We start from the raw sequence: 16,381 nt of genomic DNA on the forward strand, positions 1-16,381 counted from the left end.
GCCCGCCACCATCACCGGTTCCATCGGCGTGCTCACCGGCAAGCCGGTCCTGGGCGCCCTCAAGGAACGCTTCGGCATCACCTCGGACTCGGTGCGCCAGGGCGCGCACGCCGCGATGTTCGACTCCGAGAAGGGCTTCAGCGAGTCCGAGTGGGAACGGATCAACCTCCTGCTGGACAGCATCTACGACGACTTCGTCACCAAGGTGGCCGCCGCCCGCGGAAAGACCTGGGACGAGATCCACGAGGTCGCCAGGGGCCGGATCTGGACCGGCGCCGACGCCAAGGAGCGCGGCCTGGTCGACGAGCTGGGCGGTGTGGCGACGGCGGTGCGGCTGGCCAGGGACAAGGCCGGGGCCGGTGCGCTGCCGGTGCGTTCGTTCCCGCGCACCCACCCGTTGGACCGGTTGCGTCCGCACGAGTCCAGTGAGGACATGGCCACGGAGCCGCAGACCGTTCTGAGCGCCTGGGGTCCGCTGGAGCACGTGGCGGCCCGACTGGGTCTGCCCACCGCCGGCCCCCTGAGCATGCCCGGGACGTGGGAGATCCGTTGAGCGTGGACGGTGGCGCCTACTTGGGCGCCATGGCGATGTTGCCGACCGGGGTGACGGTGGTGACCATCGCGGACGGACGTGACGACATCGGGGCGACGGTGAGCGCCCTGGTGTCGGTGTCGGTGGACCCCCCGGTGGTCATGTTGAGCGTGGACTCGGAGGGGTACGTGGCCGAGGTCGTGGCGGAGGTGGGCGCGTTCGCGGTGAGCGTGCTCTCGGCCGACCAGCGCGCCCTGGCCGGCCGGTTCTCCGCCGAGGGCCGCCCCAGCGCCCGTCTGTTGGTGTCGGGGCAGCCGCACCATCGGGGCGAGCACACCAGGGCGATCGTGTTGGACGAGGCCCTGTCGGCCCTGGAGTGCTCGGTGCGGAAGAAGGTGGAGGTCGGCGACCACACGGTGTTCTTCGCCGACGTGGTGGGCCTGCCGGAGGTGGGCACGGACCGCCCCGGCCCCGCGATGGTGCGTTGGGGCGGGCGCTACCACTCGGTGAAGCCCTGAGCGTCGACCACGGTCGACGGCGGGCGGGGGCGGGCGGCCCCGCCCGCCGTTCGTTCACTCGGTGGCGACCAGGGCCCGGAAGTGGGCGGTCAGGTGCTCGGGGTCCGGAGTGAGACCGGTGATCAGCGCGAAGGCGTCACCGGCCTGGTGGACCGCCATCCCGCCGCCGTCCAGGGTCGCGCAACCGCGTTCGGTGGCGGCCGATAGCAACGCGGTGCGCAGCGGCCGGTAGACCACGTCGGCCACCCATACCCCGGGATGCAGAAGTCCCGGGTCCAGGGGCAGCCCGGGGTGGTCGGCCATCCCGGTGGGGGTGGCGTGGACCAACCCGTCGGCCTCGATCGGCCCGACCCGCAGGTCCGCCGGTTCCGTCGTCCCGACCTCCGCTTCGGGGAACACCCCGGACAGTCGTTCGACCAGGGCGGTCGCGTTCGCGGCCGACGTGTCCACCACGGTCAGTCGCCGGGTGCCGGTCCGCAGCAGGGCGTAGGCCACGGCCGCGCCGGCGCCCCCCGCCCCCAGCAGGACGACCCGCTCCCTGGGGGCTTGGGGAAGGCCGTGGCGCAGTGCCGTGGCGAACCCCGACCAGTCGGTGTTGTGCCCGACGGCCCCCTCCGACCCGAAGACCACGGTGTTCACCGCGCCCAGGGCGGCGGCCTCCGCGGAGAGACCGTCCAGGAAGGGCAACACCAGCCGTTTGCACGGGTGGGTGATGTTGAGCCCGTCGAACCCCAGGCGTCGCGCCGACTCCACCAGTTCGCCCACGGACTCCGGGGCCAGCCGCAACCGGTCGATGTCGATGGTCCGATAGACCAGACGGCGCCCGAGCCTGGCGGCCTCCCGTTCATGCATGGACGGGGTGAGCGAAGGCCCGATCCCCGCACCGATCAACCCGGCCAGGAAGGACCGCTCCCGCACGTCGTCGCTCATCCCCGTCAGCACCCGGCCTCCGACCGTTGCGCGGCCATGCGCACGGCGCTGTTGGCGGACCCGTACCCGTCGTATCCACCGATCCGCTGGACCACCTCGAAGAACAGGCGCCCGTCGACGGTGGCGGTGTAGAAGTGCCAGAACTCGCCGTCGTCGTCCCGATCGTAGAGGACGCCGTTCTCCCGCATGCGCTCACGCGTGTCGGGGCGCAGGTCGGTACGGCAGGCGAGGTCGTCGTAGTAGTTGTCGGGGATCGGCAGGGGCTCCACACCGGCGGCGCGCATCGTCTCGGCGACCGCGAAGACGTCGTCACAGGACAAGGCCAGGTGTTGGGCTCCCCCTTCGGCGCCGCCATCGGGTCCTCGCCCCAGGACCGACACGTTGAGGACCACACGCGGTCCCGTGCCCCGGCCGGCCAGGGCGCGGCTGCGCACCAGCCCGTCCGGCGCGGCCATCTCGACGTTCTCCTCGGGGGTCAGCCCGAACAGGGAACGGTAGAACAGCGATGCCTCGTCGAAGTGGTCGAACGGTTGGAACAGGCCGACGTGGTCGATGTGGGCCGCCCCGGAGGACGTCCCCTCGACCCGGTCATGGAGCGCGGGCGCCGAGAAGTCCGCGGTCCAGTCCGGCCCGCCCTCCCCCTCCGCGCAGAAGAACACCGCGGTGCCGTCCGGGGCGGCGACCGCGTGCAACTCCGACTCGGCCGGGTCCCGGCGACGGGGCAGCGCCGGGGCCAGCAGTCGACCGGCCCGCTCCACCGCCCCTTCCGGGTCGGGTACGGCCACGCCCAACGCGGTCACGGACGCCGCTCCGCCCCAGGTGTGCCCCAGCCTGGGATCGGTGGAGTTGAGCAGGACGCGCGCGTCACCGTGGCGCCACAGCTGGACGGGTTTGGAACGGTGGTCGTGGGTGTGCGCGAAGCCCAACGCCGACAGGATCGTGCGCACCCGCCCCGCCGACGCGGCCCCGGCGGCGACCTCCACGAACGCGTACCCGGAGGGACGGACGGGTGCGGGGAGGCGGGACGGCTCCACCTTCGGGCGCGGCCCATCCGGGTCGCGTCCCAGCGAGTCCTCCAACAGGGACAGCGAGCGCATGGCGTCGGCCGCGGTGCGCCGCGCGTCCGAGGCACGGAACACGTCGTTGAAGACCTCCAGGGACAGCGGTCCGGTGTACCCGGCGGCCAGGACGTGGTCGGTGAACGCGGTCAGGTCGAACCCGCCCTGCCCGGGGAAGCACCGATAATGCCTGCTCCACTGGAGCACGTCCATGGCCATCCGGGGGGCGTCCGCGAGCTGCAGGAAGAAGATCTTCTCCCCGGGGATGTCTCGGATCCCCGCCGGGTCGTCGTCCCTGGACAGGATGTGGAAGCTGTCCAGGCACACCCCCAGGGAAGGGTGGTCGGCCATCTCCACGATCCGCCAGGAGTGCGCGTACCGGTTCACCGCCCCACCCCAGGCCAGTGCCTCGTAGGCGACCCGGATCCCGTAGCGTTCGGCGGTCTCGGCCAGTCGCCGCAGCTGGGCGGCGGACCGGGCGTCGTCGTCCACGACGTCCGGTGAGGCGTTGGAGCAGACCAGGATGGTGTCCGCGCCCAGCTCCACCATGAGGGAGAACTTGGCCTCGGCGCGGCGCAGGTTCGCCTCCACCCGGTCATCGGCCACCCCCTCGAAGTCCCGGAACGGTTGGTACAGATCGGTCCCGAGGCCGAGCGACGCCACCAGGTCACGGATCTCGCGTGGCCTCAGCGGCGAGGAGATCAGGTCGTTCTCGAAGATCTCGACGCCGTCGAACCCGGCGCCGGCGGCGGCCCGGAGCTTCTCCTCCAGGGTTCCGCTCAACGAAACCGTGGCGATGGAACGCCTCATGGGTGTTCCCTGCCTTTCTTCTCGTGCTCGTGTACGGACCCCGCGGGTCAGGATCCGGCGTGCAGGGACTCGTAGAGCTCGTGCTGCTCGGCGTCGAGGTTGTCGGCGAAGTAGGCGCGGACCTGCTCACGGAAGGCGTCGACGTCCACGTCGTCGACGACCTCGATGGTGCCGTTGTCGGCCCAGTCCTGGACGATCTCGGCCTCGGCCTCCTCGACGCAGGCGCGGTTCTCCTCACGGACCTCACTGACCGACGTTTGCAGGGCGTCCTGCTGGGACTCGTCGAGCCCCTCCCAGTTCTCACCCGAGACGACGATCATCTGGGAGCCCACCTGGTGACCGGAGAGACTGATGTGGCTCTGGACCTCGTCGAAGCTGTCCGCGGACACGGTGGGGATCGGGTTCTCCTGGCCGTCCGCGGTGCCCTGTTGCAGGGCGAGGTAGACCTCCTCGAACGCGACGGTGGTGGGCGTGGCCCCCATGGCCTCGGCGTTGGCCAGGTAGATCGGGGAGTCGGGGAAGCGCATCCTCAGTCCGTCGAGGTCGTCGGGGGTGCGGATCGGCTGGTTGGCGGTGAAGTGACGGTCGCCGAAGTACCAGACGTCGAGGATCTTGACCCCGGTGGTCTCCTCGAAGTCGCTCTTGAGCGCGGTGGAGTCCTCGGAGTCGAAGTAGTCGAACATCTGGTCGACGTCGTCGAAGGCGTAGGCGGCGTCCAGAATGCCGATGGGCTCGTGGGCCGAGCCGAGCGCGGCCGAACCCTGCACGTCCATGTCGATGTCGCCCGACATCACGGACGCGAACGTCTCGGTGTTGTCGCCGAGTTGGCTGTTGGGGAAGGTGTCGACGGCGAGCCCGACCCCGGCCTCCTCGACGCGTTCGGCGACCAGGTCGATGCCGCAGCGGGTATGGGGGTGATCGTTCGTGTAGCTGTTGGCGAAGGACAGGGTGACGTCGGCGTCGGAGTCGCCGGAGCCGCCGCAGGCGGTAAGACCGAGGGCGAGGGCCGGAACGAGGACGGTCCAGCGGTGGGGGTGTCGCATGGGGTACTCCCTGGTTTCGGTGTGCGGGGTCAAAGGCCCAGGTACCTGGGCAGGAACAGGACGAGGTCCGGGGCGACGGTGAGCAGGCCCAGCACCACCAGCAGCGGGACGAGGAAGGGCCCGGTACCGCGGAAGACCTCGTGCATCGGAGTGCGGGTGGCCGAGCCCAGGACGAACAGGACCCCGCCGATCGGTGGTGTGAGCAGGCCGATCATGAGGTTGACGATGACGATCACCCCGAAGTGGACGGGGTCCACGCCGAACTGCACGGCGATGGGCAGCAGCACGGGCACGGTGATCATCAGGGCGGCGATGGGTTCCAGCACGGTGCCGATGAGGATGAGCACCACGTTGACCAGGACGAGGAAGACGATCGGGTTCTCGGTGAGGCCCAGGAGGAAGGACGCGATGTCCTGCGGGACGCGTTCACGCGCCAAGACCCAGCCGAGCAGACCCGACGCCGCCAGGACGATCGCGATCGACGCGGTCGTCGTGGCGGTCTCCACGATGATCCGCCACAGCGAGCGCGGGTCGAGCCGTCGGTAGAGGAAGCCGAGGGCCAGCACGTAGGCGGCACCGACGGCGGCGGCCTCGGTCGGGGTGAAGAAGCCGCCCAGGATGCCGCCGAGCAGGATCACCGGGGCGCCCAGCGGCCCGATGACCCTCAGGGTGGCGGTGCGCGCCTCGGCGAAGGTGGGTTTCTCCCCCACCAGTTCGGGGCGTTTGCGCCCCCACAGGTAGACGGCCAGGGCCAGCCCCGCCGCCACGAGGAAGGCGGGCACGACCGCGGCCGCGAACAGCGCCGCGGTGGAGACCGCCGCCACCGAGGCGTAGACGATCGCCGGAATGCTGGGCGGCATGATCGGGCTGATCAGACTGGAGGCCGCGGTGAGTCCGAGGGCGAAGCGGCGCGAGTAGCCGCGCTCGGTCATCGCGGGCACCTGCATCTTGCCCATGCCGGCGACGTCGGCGAGCGCGGTGCCGCTGACCCAGGAGAACCCGACGCTGACACCGATGTTGACGTAGCCGAGCCCGGCGCGCACCCGACCCAGGAGGACCTGGGCGAAGGCGAAGATGCGATCGGCGATGCCGGTGTGGTTGGCGGCGACGCCGACCATGATGAACAGGGGGATGGCGAGCAGGGGGAAGCTGTTGATCTCCTGTGCCGCGGTGCGCAGGGCCAGGCCACTGGACTGTCCGGTGGAGGCCATGTACACCAGGCAGGGCGCGAGGATGGCGAAGGCGATCGGGACGCGCACCGCCAGCAGCACGACGATCCCCAGGAGGACGAGTCCGGCGCTCATCGGGTGGGCTCCTCGGGGGTGTCGGCGGGTGCGGTCGGGGGCACTTCGGGTTCGGGCGGTCCGGGAAGGAGGACCGCGTTGAGCAGGGCGCGCAGCGCGGCCAGGGCCAGTCCGACCATCGGGATGACGTACGTCCAGGTCAGCGGGATTTCGAGGACCGGGGTGGTCTGGGGTGAGGGCCCGAAGACCTGGTCGGCGGCGCCCAGGGCGAAGGAGAAGCAGGTGGCGGCCACGACGAGGTTGGCCAGGATCCACACCGCGCGCATCACCCACCCCTTGGCGACGAAGTCGACGAGCTTGAGGGTGATGTGGTCGTCGCGGCCCACCAGGTATCCGGCCAGGGAGAAGGCCAGCCACACCAACCCGAAACGGGCGAGTTCGCCGACCCAGACCCAGCCGTCCATCGGCAGGTGGCGTTGGGACGCCTGGACGAGCATCAACGCGAAGATCATGAGGAGCAGGAGGCCACCGACGAGCAGCTCGGCGGCCTCCAGCCACCGAATCGTCGCCGGACGCGAGTGGGGTGGCTCGCCTCCGTCGTTCCTGAGGGGGTCGGTCATCCGGAAGGCTCCAGTCCCAACGTCGGAGGGGCGCATCAGCACAGGTCAGACCCCTGAGTGACCGGGGTCTCATTTCGTTTTCGTGAACTCTAGGTTTCCTCCGAGAGGAATGGCAAGCGATTGCCAAAAGTTGCCATCGGCCCTACAAATGGGGACATGAGTCCCGCCAAGCGCAGCACCGTCTACGACGTCGCGGCGGAGGCCGGGGTAGCCGCCTCCACGGTCTCCCGCGCCTTCAGCAACCCGCGGCGGGTCAACGCCGCCACCCGCGAGCACGTCCTCACCGTCGCCGAACGGCTCGGTTACCGGCCCAACCCCCTGGCCAGCGCGTTGCAGTCGGGGCGTACCGCCACCGTCGCGCTGTTGGTCCCCGACATCACCAACCCGCACTTCTTCGGCACCATCCGAGGCGCGGAGCGGCGGGCCAACGCCTCGGGGCTGACCTTCATACTCAGCAACACCGAGGAGTCCGGCGACAATGAACGCCGCCAGATCGAACGTCTGGAACTCTCGGTGGACGGGTTCGTGCTGGCGGCGGGCCGCATGAGCGAGCGGACCACGGTGGAACTGGCCCGGGAGCACAACCTGGCCCTGGTCAACCGGCGGATCGAGGGGCTGCCCGGCGCGACCGTGGACGACGGGTCCGGCAGCCGACAGATCGTGGAACACCTGGCCTCGCTCGGGCACCGATCCCTGGTCTACCTCAGCGGACCCAAGGAGTCCTGGCACGCGGCCGAACGGTGGCGGGCGCTGAGCGCGATGGCGGGCCGGCGTGGGCTGCGCGCCACCCGCCTGGGCCCGTTCTCACCCAGGATGGAGAGCGGGGCGGCCGCCGCCGACGCGGCCCTGGTGGACGGAGCGACCGCGTTGGTGGCGCACAACGACCTGCTCGCCATCGGTGTGCTGCGACGGCTGGCCGAACGGGGCCTGGACGTGCCGCGCGAACGCAGTGTGGTGGGCTACGACGACATCTTCGGCGCCGACCTTTGCGTGCCGGCGCTCACGACACTGGCGGGACCGCACGAGGAGGCGGGCCGCATGGCGGTGGAACTGCTGTTGGAGCGGGTCACCCGGCCGGGCACCCCGCCCCGACAGGTGGTACTGCCCGCGCACCTGGTGGTACGCGGCTCCACTGGACCGGCCCCGGGGTGAGGACTCAGGCCAGGCCCTGCTCCCGCAGCCACTCCTGGGCGACGTCGGCCGCGTTCTCGTTGTCGACGACGATCCGCTTGTTGAGCTCGGTCAGCTCCTCGGTGGTGAGGGTGCCCGACACCTCGTCGATGATCCCCCGGGCGGTCTCGTCGACCTGCTCGGAGTTGATCAGCGGGGTGACGTTCTGCGCGCCGAAGAGGTTCTCGGGGTCCTCCAGGACCACGAACCCCTCCTCCACGATCTGCGGATCGGTGGTGAACAGGTTGGCGGCCTGGATGTCGTCGTCGGTGAGCGCCTTGGTGAGCAGGGCGACCTCCAGCGAACGGAACTCGCCGAACTCCACCCCGTACACCGATTCCAGGCCCATGACCCCCTGCTGTCGGGTCTCGAACTCCGGCGGCCCGCCCAGCACCAACTCGTCCGCCACGTCGGCGAGATCGGGGAGGGCCGCCAGGTCGTACTCGTCCGCGATCTCCCGGGTGACGGTCACCGAGTCCTTGTTCTCCGCCTCGGAGGAGGCCAGGATCTCCAGGCCCTCGGGCAGAGCCTCCTCCAGCAGGGTGTTGGTCTCCTCCGAGTCGGCGCTGGGCGCCTCGTCGTCCAGGTAGGCCAGGATCGCGCCGTTGTACTCGGGGAAGAGCGAGAGCGCCCCCGCCTCGATCTGGTCGTAGTACACCTCGCGGCTGCCGATGTTGAGCTGGTAGTCCACCGGCACCCCCTCGGCCTCCAGCGCACGACCGTAGACCTCGGCGAGCAGGGTGCTCTCGGGGAAGTCCGCGGACCCGACGACGATGGCGTCACCGCCCTCGCCGCCCTCGGCGTCACCACCCTCCTCGAAGGGATCGCTGCCACCGCAAGCGCTCAGGAGAAGCACGAGGGGGAGCCCGGTCAGGGCGAGTTTCTTGCTCATGTCAGATGCCTCTTTTCGGATCAGCGTTCGGCGGCGGCCTCGGCCCGCAACCCCGGGGCGACGAGGAGACGCCGCAGCCCGGCGAACAGGAGTGTGGTGACCACGGCCAACCCCACCACCAGGACGGAGCCGCCCAGCAGCATGGAAAGGTCTTGGCGGGCCTGCCCGTCCACGATGTAGCGGCCCAGACCGCCCACGCCCACGTAGGCGGCGATGGTGGCCGTGGCGACGACCTGCACGGCCGCGGTGCGCATCCCCAGGAGGATGAGGGGGGTCGCCACCGGCAGTTCGAGTTTGAACAGGACCTCGCGACCGCGCATGCCCATGCCCATGGCGGCGTCCCTCAGCCGGGGGTCCACCCCCCGCACCCCCTCGTGGGTGTTGACGAGGATGGGCGGGACGGCGAGGGCGACCAGCGCGCACACCACCGGGACCAGACCGATCCCGGCCAGCAGCACGATGAGGAACAGCACGCCGATGGTGGGCAGGGCGCGGGCGAAGTTGGCGAGGCTGGTGGTGAGGAACCCGCCGACGCCGGTGTGCCCTGTGAACAGCCCCACCGGTACGGCGATGGCGGTGGAAAGCAGCAGCCCGAGCAGCGAATAGTAGACGTGTTCACCGAGTCGCACGGGGATGCCGGCGGACCCGGTCCACTGGGCGGGGTCGCTGAACCACTCGACCAACAGGGTCAGGACGTTCACGGCGACTCCCTGTGGTCGGAAACGGTGCCGGAGCCGACCGCGGCGTCGCCGCCGGCGGCCGCCGCCTCGGCGCGGGCCGCCCGCTTGCGGGCGAGCCGACCCTTGCCGGCGTGCGCCCACGGGGTGAGCAACCGCTGGGCGATGACCAGGACCGCGTCGGTGACCAGCGCGAGCGCCACCGTGAGGACGATGCCCACGACGATGGGGGCGTCGAACTGGCGGCGGAAACCCTCACTGACGATCAGCTGTCCCAGCCCGCCCAGTCCCACCAGGGAGGCGACGCTGACCATGCTGATGGTGGCCACGGAGGCCACCCGCAACCCGGCGATGATCACCGGGACCGCCACCGGCACCTCCACGAACACCAGACGACGCAACGGTCCGAAACCCATGGCGACGGCGGCCTGGCGCACGTGCTCGGGTACCTGACGCAGCCCGTCCACCACGTTGGGCAGCAGGATCACCAGGGTGTACAGGGCCAGCGGGATGATCGCCGTCCAGTCGCTGAACCCGGTGTAGGGCAGCATCAGGAAGAACAGGGCGATGGAGGGCACCGAGTACAGGACGTTCACCCCGGTGAGCACCGGCGGGTAGACCGGTCTCCAACGCACACAGGCCAGGCCCAGCGGCAGCGCGATGGCCAGGCCGATGAGGATGGACACGTACGACAGACGCATGTGCTCCAGCAACCGGGCCAGGATGCCGCGGTCCGGCTCTCCCGGATGGCTCCAGTCGGCGACCGCCCAATCGACGATCCCGCCGACCCAGTCGTAGGCCGCGATCATTCGCTCACCGACCAGATCGCGGTGCCCAGGTCGTCCTGGGAGACCACGCCCAGGACCGCCCCATCGGTGTCCACGCCCACCGCCCGACCGGCGGGCGAGAGGACCGCGGCGTCCAGCGCGGCGCGCAGGGAGTCGGTGGCGACGTTGAAGATGTGCCCGTAGGGCGTGAGCCCCAACGACCCCAGGGTGACCCCGGCCGGGGATTCGTTGAGCTGACGCGCGCTCACCCAGCCCAGGGGCGAGCGCCCCTCGTCCACCACCAGTGCCCAGGGTTCACCGTCGGAGACGACGGCGTCACGGGCCCGTTCCACCCGGTCCTCGGCGTCGAAGACCACGTCCTGGCGCAGTGTGAGAGAGCCGGCGGGGAAGAAGGACAGGCGACGCACCCCGCGGTCGTAACCGACGAACGACTCCACGAAGTCGTCGACCGGTTCGGCGAGGAGCCGCTCGGGGGTGTCGTACTGGGCGAGCGTCCCACCAGGGCGGAAGACGGCGATCCGATCTCCCAGACGCACGGCCTCGTCGATGTCGTGGGTGACGAACACGATCGTCTTGTGCAGTTCCTGCTGCAACCGCAGCAGTTCGTCCTGCAGGCTCGTGCGCACCACCGGGTCGACCGCGCTGAAGGGTTCGTCCATGAGCAGCACCGGTGGGTCGGCGGCCAGCGCGCGGGCGACCCCCACCCTTTGCTGTTGGCCGCCGGAGAGCTGGTGGGGATAGCGCTTGGCCTGGGAGCGTTCGAGCCCGACCAGTTCCATGAGCTCGGTCGCCCTGGCCCTGGCCTTGGAGCGGCGCCAACCCAGCAGCAACGGGACGGTGGCGATGTTGTCCAGGATGGTGCGATGCGGGAAGAGCCCGGCCTGTTGGATGACGTAGCCGATGGACCGGCGCAGCTTCGCGGGGTCCTGTTGACGAATGTCCACGTCGTCGACCCGGATGGTCCCCCTGGTGGGTTCGACCATGCGGTTGATCATCCGCAGCGAGGTGGTCTTGCCGCTGCCGGAAGGACCGACGAAGACCGTGGTCCGTCCGGTCTCCAGGGTCAGATCCAGCTCATCGACGGCGACGGTGCCGTCGGGGTAGATCTTGGCGGCGCCCTCGAACGTGATCATGGGCTCTCCTTCGGGGGCGGGGCGATGCCGACCGGCGGCGGTGCCGGGGGGGCGGCGGCCGGTCCGAGACCGTAGCGACGTTACCCGAGCACACTGTGGACAAACCGCTGCGACGCGGCCCGTGACCGAATCGCGCCCGTGTCCTCCATCTCCCGTTTCGGTGGTCAGCCCGCGTTCCGGGCGGCCCATCGGGCGAGCTGGTGGAGGTCGTCGGCGATCACGTCGGCTCGTCGCGCCCGCGGGTCGGCCGCGTGCCGGTAGCCGTAGATGCCCCGGCGCAGCAGGGCCGTGCTCATGCCGGCCGCCCGCGCCGGCAGCACGTCGTTGTCGACCCTGTCGCCGACGTAGAGGATCTCGCTCGGCGCGATGTCGGGGACGTTCTCGCGCACCAGGTCCAGGGTGCGGTCGAAGAACTCGGGGTGGGGCTTGGCCACGCCCCAAACGTCGGAGATGCCGATGCCGTCCACCGGCAGGTCCATCGCCGCCAGCGCCGCACCGGCCTCGACCGGCTGGTTGCCCGCGATGACCAGGCCCAGCCCGGCCTCGCGCATGGTGTCGAGGGCCGGGCGTACGTCCGGGTACAGGTCGCCCTCACCGAAGTGCTCGCGTTCGCCCTCGGGGTCCTCCTCGCGCCATCGGGCGCTCTCGGCCGCCAGGTCGAATCCTGGGACCAGCAGACGGAAACCGTCCGTGAGGGTGCCCCCGGAGGCGATGACGCCGCCGATGGTGCCGAAGAAAGCCATGTGCGGAACCCCGAAACGGTCCGCCCAGCGCGCGAAGATGCGCGTCTCGTCGATCAGGGTCTCGCCGACGTCGAACACCACAGTACGAATTGCCACGATCAGGGAGTGTACCCAGAACGGGACCTAGGCCTGGCCGGGCGGGCGCAGGACGGCGAAGGCGTCGGTCACCTCCATCTCGCGGGTCCGGAACCGGAACAACGCCGCCGGACGGCCGCCCGAACGACCCGACGGCACCGAACGCCCCGTCTCCTCGATCTGCCCTCGGCGCAGCAACACCCGGCGCAGGTTGGTGGCGGCCACGTCGTGGCCGAGCGCGGCCCGGTAGTAGCCGGACAGCTCCGACATGGTGAACTCGGGTGGAGCCAACGCGAAACCGACGTTGGTGTAGCCGAGCTTGGAGCGCAGGCGCCGCCGCCCCGAACGCACGATCGAAGCGTGGTCGAAGGCCATCGGGGGCAGGCCGGAGGCCGGATGCCAGTCGGTGTCGTCGGGCACGACCGGGTCGATGTCCGCGGGGACCAGACCCAGGTAGGCGGTGGCCAGCGTGCGCCGCTGCGGGTCGCGTCGGGGTTCGCTGCGCGTCTCCAGTTGTTCGAGGTGACTCAGGTCACGAACGTCGACCTTCTGGGCGAGTTGTCGTCGGATCGAGGCGCCCAGGTCCTCCTCCGCTCCGAGTCTGCCCCCGGGCAGGGCCCACTCCCCCTCACAGGGCGGTAGGGCCCGTCGCCACAGCAGGACGCACACTTCGCCCGCGCGGATCTGGAGGACGACCGCTAGCGCCTCGTGCGCCGAGAGCGTGGCCTGTCCGTTTACCTCCGAGATATCCACCCTGTCCCTTCCGTTCTCGGTCATGTTAAGCTGCAACAGGTTTGTGCCTGCCAGACGAAAACCTGGTATCCACACCGCCCTCCCACGGCACGGCGCCCGCACGCCGAGCCCACAGCCTCGAGGAAGTAGTAGGACATGGCAACGGTCACCGCGACGGCGGACACCATGACCAGGCAGGAATGGGCCGCCGAGGTCCGCCGCCTGGCGGAGGAGCGCGACGCTGTCATCCTCGCGCACAACTACCAGCGCCCTGAAATCCAGGACGTGGCCCACCACACCGGTGACTCACTGGCCCTGTCCCGCCTCGCGGCGAGCGTCGACGCGAGCACCATCGTGTTCTGCGGCGTGCACTTCATGGCCGAGACCGCCAAGATCCTCGCGCCGGAGAAGACCATCCTGCTGCCCGACCCCAACGCGGGCTGCTCGCTGGCCGACACCATCACCGCCGAGGACGTGCGGAACTGGAAGGCCCAGCACCCGGGCGCGGTCGTGGTCGCCTACGTCAACACCACCGCGGCGGTCAAGGCCGAGACCGACATCTGCTGTACCTCCTCCAACGCCGCCGACGTCATCAGGTCCATCCCGGAGGATCGGGAGATCCTCTTCCTCCCCGACCAGTTCCTGGGCGCCCACGTCAAGCGGGTCACCGGTCGCGACAACATCCACGTGTGGATGGGCGAGTGCCACGTGCACGCCGGTATCGACGGTCACACCCTGCGCGAACGCGTGGCGGCCGAGCCCGACGCCGAGGTCTACGTGCACCCCGAGTGCGGCTGCGCGACCTCCGCCCTCTACCTGGTCGGTAGCGGCGCCGTCCCCGAGGACCGGGTCAAGGTCCTGTCCACCGGCGGCATGCTCACCGCCGCGGAGAACACCAGCGCCGCCAAGGTCCTCATCGCCACCGAGACCGGCATGCTGCACCAGCTGCGCAACGTCAACTCGAACACGGAGTTCGAGGCGGTCAACTCCCGCGCCGAGTGCCATTACATGAAGATGATCGACGCGGACAAGCTGCTGAACTCGTTGCGCCACGGCACCACCGAGATCACGGTCGACCCCGAGACCTCCGAGCGCGCCCGCCGTTCGGTGGAACGCATGGTCGCGATCGGTCAGCCCTCGCGCGGCGGAGAGTGAGGACACACCCGCCCCCACGGGTCGGGTAACAGAAGTCTCACCTTCAGGACACAGCTGATCGATTCCCGCACGCCACGGTTCTCCCCTCGCTACCGTCACCACAGACAGCGGGGGGGGAATCGTGACCAGAGGTAACGAAAGAGACGAAGCGGCGGCACCGGTCGAGGAGCTCCACGACGCATACGCGCAGGCGCTCTACCGATACGCGTGGTCCCTGCTCGGTGGTGGCACCCCGGGCGATCCGGAGGACCCCGTCACCGAGGCCGTCCACGAAGGGCTCGTCGCCGGAGTGGTACTGGAGAGGAAGCTCCGCGACCCGGCCGATCGCGGCCCCTGGCTCTACGCCCTGGTGCGCGCCGCCTGCCAACGCCGCGGCTTCGCGCACACCTGTCCCTACACTCGGCTGGCCACCGTGCCCGCCGAGACCCCGGTCGCGCGCATGTTCTCCCGGTTGCCCGCCAGCCACCGCGAACTCGTCGAGCTGAACCTGCGCCACGCGCTGCCCTCCTCCGCGGTCGCCCGAGTACTCGGACTCGAACCGCGGATCTGTGACGAACTGTCCCGTTCGGCGATCCGTCGCGCCGCGGAGGGCCTGAACCGACTGCCCGGGCAGGACGATTCGGAGGACTCCGAGGAGAGCGCGACCCCCAACCGGCGCGACCAGATCCAACAGGTCTCCTCCGCGCTGGCCCTGCTCCGCCCGCCCGGGGCCCCGCCCGGACTACGCGAACGCGTCGTGCACACCTGCCTGGCCCCCGAGGCCGCCGAGGAACGCAAGCGGATCGCCGCCGCCTTGCAACCGCTCACCGAGGACGGTTACCCGGTCCACCGCGCCCGCGTCACCGGCGTCTTCGCGATCGAGGACGAGGGCGAGGAGGTGGACGAGACCCTGGTCCAGGCACCCCCCATCACTCCGCGTCCCCTGCCCGACGATCGGATCACCACCCGGGACCAACCGCTCCACGAGAACACGCGCGCGCCGCTGCCCACACCCGAGCGCAGGCGCTGGCCGCTGCCGGCCGTCTCCGGGCTGGCCACGGTGGCGGTGGCCCTGGGGTTGTGGTGGTGGGCCGGCATGGCGGGCGCTCCCCCGACCACGATCGACGCCGGCCCCGCCGAGACCGGCCGCGGCCACGACGGTTCCAAGGTGGAGACGGTCTCCACCGCCTCCGAGAACAAGCCCGGTGTCGACCCCTCGCCCGAGGTCGAGTCCACTCCCTCGGCTCCCTCCCCGGAGTCGACCACGGGCACCGCACCGGAATCGAACGGCCCCGAGGGCCCCGCCGATCCCGAGGACGGTCAAGGGCCCGAGGACGACCCTGGGCGGGATCCCGAACCGGAACCCGGCCACCCCGAGGCCCCGGAGGACGAGGACGACACCGCTCCGCCGGCGCCGCCCGCGGACGACGAGGCCCCCGAGGAGGAACCCGAGGGCGAGGAGCCGGGCGGTGGCTCCACAGGCCTGCTCGGTGGGCTGTTCGGGCTGTTCTTCGGCGAGGAGTGACCCGGGCGAGGATCAGAAGGAGACGAGGAGGCGTTCGGCGGTCACGTGCAGTCGCCGTTCGACCTCTTCCACGTCGCGCCGGCCCTTGAGCACCTCCACCAGCTCGAAGATCCACACGCTGGTCAGCGATCCGGCCAGGACGTACTCGATACCGTCCCGGTCCACCTCGTCCACGGAGGTGGTCTCCTCCACGGTGTCGGCGGGACGGGCCGCGACGAGGTTGCCGGTGGCCACCCGCCACACCAGGTCGGTGATGCGCACGTCCAGCTCGATCTTGACCTCGGCCATGATCAGCGAACGCACCAGCGCGTCGGCCAGCTCGGGCTCTCGCATGAGTCCGCGGGTGGCGCGCAACAGCACGTCGACGGCACGCCCCGCGGCGGTGTCGGCGGTGGGCGGCCGGCGGACGATACCGCCCTCCAGCAGGTCCAGCTCCTCGGTGACCACGGCCACGACCAGGTCCATCTTCGAGGGGAAGTAGCGATAGAGGGTGCCAAGGGCGACCCCGGCGCGCTCGGCCACCGAGCGCATCTGCATCGCCTCGACGCCGCCACGCACCGCCAGGGCGGCCGCGGTCTGGACGATACGTCGGCGACGCTGTGTCTGATTCCGCGTCATCGTTCCGATCGGTGCCTGCACCGCCACTGGGTCTCTCCCCTTCGTCATCGGTCCACCGCGAACGCGGTGGCCGAGAGCCGCCTCAAGGCCGGCGTGAGATCGCCGACCGTCATGAGAACACGTTATCTAACGCTTTCCC

17 protein-coding genes are annotated in these 16,381 nt (G+C 70.4%); 5 read left to right on the forward strand and 12 right to left on the reverse strand.

Annotated features, from left to right (window positions below):
• On the forward strand, window positions 1–553 hold a 553-nt coding region (locus ABZ717_RS24445; RefSeq protein ID WP_358514389.1), incomplete at its 5' end, for a S49 family peptidase.
• Complete coding sequence (locus tag ABZ717_RS24450; RefSeq protein WP_358514391.1) at window positions 550–1,050, forward strand: flavin reductase family protein; 501 nt, start codon at window positions 550–552, stop codon at window positions 1,048–1,050. The genes ABZ717_RS24445 and ABZ717_RS24450, both read left to right, overlap by 4 nt.
• Window positions 1,051–1,104: 54 nt before the next feature.
• Here ABZ717_RS24450 and ABZ717_RS24455 read toward each other — a convergent pair whose 3' ends face one another.
• The 5 genes from ABZ717_RS24455 to ABZ717_RS24475 are packed head-to-tail and all read right to left on the reverse strand — an operon-like array spanning window position 1,105 to window position 6,755.
• On the reverse strand, window positions 1,105–1,980 hold the full coding sequence (locus ABZ717_RS24455) for a shikimate dehydrogenase (protein ID WP_358514393.1): 876 nt from the start codon (window positions 1,978–1,980) through the stop codon (window positions 1,105–1,107).
• 5 nt (window positions 1,981–1,985) lie between these two features.
• Window positions 1,986–3,848: a TIM barrel protein gene (locus ABZ717_RS24460; RefSeq protein ID WP_358514395.1), complete on the reverse strand. Its 1,863-nt coding sequence runs from the start codon at window positions 3,846–3,848 to the stop codon at window positions 1,986–1,988.
• A 47-nt stretch (window positions 3,849–3,895) separates the two neighbouring features.
• Entirely contained in the window at window positions 3,896–4,891 is a 996-nt protein-coding gene (locus ABZ717_RS24465) for a DctP family TRAP transporter solute-binding subunit (protein WP_358514397.1), read from the reverse strand.
• 29 nt (window positions 4,892–4,920) lie between these two features.
• Window positions 4,921–6,195 (reverse strand): TRAP transporter large permease, encoded by a 1,275-nt coding sequence (locus ABZ717_RS24470; RefSeq protein WP_358514399.1) that lies wholly within the window; start codon window positions 6,193–6,195, stop codon window positions 4,921–4,923.
• Window positions 6,192–6,755, reverse strand: coding sequence for a TRAP transporter small permease (locus ABZ717_RS24475; protein ID WP_358514401.1), 564 nt, complete (start codon window positions 6,753–6,755; stop codon window positions 6,192–6,194). Before ABZ717_RS24475 ends, ABZ717_RS24470 begins: the two co-directional genes overlap by 4 nt.
• 156 nt (window positions 6,756–6,911) lie before the next feature.
• On the opposite strand from ABZ717_RS24475, the gene ABZ717_RS24480 reads away from it, so the two are divergent.
• On the forward strand, window positions 6,912–7,907 hold the full coding sequence (locus tag ABZ717_RS24480; protein ID WP_358514403.1) for a LacI family DNA-binding transcriptional regulator: 996 nt from the start codon (window positions 6,912–6,914) through the stop codon (window positions 7,905–7,907).
• Between the two features lie 4 nt (window positions 7,908–7,911).
• On the opposite strand, the gene ABZ717_RS24485 is transcribed toward ABZ717_RS24480, so the two are convergent.
• The 6 genes from ABZ717_RS24485 to ABZ717_RS24510 form a co-directional block, all read right to left on the reverse strand.
• Window positions 7,912–8,817 carry an ABC transporter substrate-binding protein gene (locus tag ABZ717_RS24485; RefSeq protein ID WP_358514405.1) on the reverse strand — a complete coding sequence of 302 codons (906 nt, stop codon included), beginning with the start codon at window positions 8,815–8,817 and terminating at the stop codon, window positions 7,912–7,914.
• Window positions 8,818–8,837: 20 nt separating this feature from the next.
• On the reverse strand, window positions 8,838–9,518 hold the full coding sequence (locus ABZ717_RS24490) for an ABC transporter permease (protein WP_358514407.1): 681 nt from the start codon (window positions 9,516–9,518) through the stop codon (window positions 8,838–8,840).
• Complete coding sequence (locus ABZ717_RS24495; RefSeq protein WP_358514409.1) at window positions 9,515–10,303, reverse strand: ABC transporter permease; 789 nt, start codon at window positions 10,301–10,303, stop codon at window positions 9,515–9,517. The genes ABZ717_RS24490 and ABZ717_RS24495 overlap by 4 nt, the downstream gene beginning before the upstream one ends.
• Window positions 10,300–11,415 (reverse strand): ABC transporter ATP-binding protein, encoded by a 1,116-nt coding sequence (locus ABZ717_RS24500; protein ID WP_358514411.1) that lies wholly within the window; start codon window positions 11,413–11,415, stop codon window positions 10,300–10,302. Before ABZ717_RS24500 ends, ABZ717_RS24495 begins: the two co-directional genes overlap by 4 nt.
• A gap of 164 nt (window positions 11,416–11,579) precedes the next feature.
• Window positions 11,580–12,254 (reverse strand): HAD family hydrolase, encoded by a 675-nt coding sequence (locus tag ABZ717_RS24505; RefSeq protein ID WP_358514413.1) that lies wholly within the window; start codon window positions 12,252–12,254, stop codon window positions 11,580–11,582.
• Between the two features lie 27 nt (window positions 12,255–12,281).
• Window positions 12,282–13,010 carry an NUDIX domain-containing protein gene (locus tag ABZ717_RS24510; RefSeq protein ID WP_358514415.1) on the reverse strand — a complete coding sequence of 243 codons (729 nt, stop codon included), beginning with the start codon at window positions 13,008–13,010 and terminating at the stop codon, window positions 12,282–12,284.
• A gap of 111 nt (window positions 13,011–13,121) precedes the next feature.
• Between ABZ717_RS24510 and nadA the strand changes: the two genes are divergently transcribed.
• Window positions 13,122–14,120 (forward strand): quinolinate synthase NadA, encoded by a 999-nt coding sequence (nadA, locus tag ABZ717_RS24515; protein WP_358514417.1) that lies wholly within the window; start codon window positions 13,122–13,124, stop codon window positions 14,118–14,120.
• 121 nt (window positions 14,121–14,241) lie between these two features.
• The gene (locus ABZ717_RS24520) at window positions 14,242–15,624 is read left to right on the forward strand and encodes a sigma-70 family RNA polymerase sigma factor (RefSeq protein ID WP_358514419.1); all 1,383 of its coding nucleotides are present in this window, start codon (window positions 14,242–14,244) and stop codon (window positions 15,622–15,624) included.
• Between the two features lie 12 nt (window positions 15,625–15,636).
• On the opposite strand, the gene ABZ717_RS24525 is transcribed toward ABZ717_RS24520, so the two are convergent.
• A complete protein-coding gene (locus ABZ717_RS24525; RefSeq protein WP_358514421.1) occupies window positions 15,637–16,269 on the reverse strand; it encodes a TetR family transcriptional regulator in 633 nt (210 codons plus the stop codon).
• Between the last annotated feature and the right edge of the window lie 112 nt (window positions 16,270–16,381).

Origin of the sequence: Nocardiopsis sp. NPDC006832, assembly GCF_040635885.1 — a bacterium.
Taxonomy (GTDB): domain Bacteria; phylum Actinomycetota; class Actinomycetes; order Streptosporangiales; family Streptosporangiaceae; genus Nocardiopsis.